This is a genomic window from Pseudomonas sp. HY7a-MNA-CIBAN-0227, assembly GCF_040310325.1.
Lineage (GTDB): Bacteria > Pseudomonadota > Gammaproteobacteria > Pseudomonadales > Pseudomonadaceae > Aquipseudomonas.
In genome coordinates, this window is the sequence record NZ_JBEOPT010000039.1 from 1 (window position 1) to 495 (window position 495).

Genomic DNA, 495 nt, shown 5'->3' on the forward strand with positions numbered 1-495 from the left:
ATATATGGACGAAAGCGGCTTTGAGCACGAGACCATTCGCTCTCATGGCTATGCACCGATTGGTGAGCCTTGTATCGATAGCTACAACTGGCAAGGTAAAAGGCGAACCAACGTTATCGGTGCTCTATATGAAAAGATGCTGTTTGCCCTAGATTACTTTAAGCACAACATCAACAGCATCGTCTTCTATCACTGGTGCAAACACAAGCTAATCCCAAGTCTTAAAACCAAATGCGTGATTGTGATGGATAATGCCAGATTTCATAAGAGTAAGCGTATTCAAAAGCTACTGAATAGGCATGGTCATCGTATTCTATGGCTGCCGCCGTACAGCCCTGATTTGAACCCTATTGAGAAGAAATGGGCTCAGGTGAAGTTTCTACGCCAAGGCTGGATGGAAAACGACTTATCCAAATTGTTTTATGATGTTTGTCCTAACCATAACAATTTTATTTTGAGCTGACTATATATAACTTATTATACTTATCCCCATTT

Annotated in this window: 1 protein-coding gene; it reads left to right on the plus strand. The window is 41.0% G+C overall.

Annotation, left to right across the window (positions count from 1 at the left end; all coding sequences use genetic code 11):
* Positions 1-463 (plus strand): IS630 family transposase (locus AAEZ06_RS26865; RefSeq protein WP_350617101.1); only part of this gene is annotated, 463 nt, incomplete at its 5' end.
* Positions 464-495: the final 32 nt, after the last annotated feature.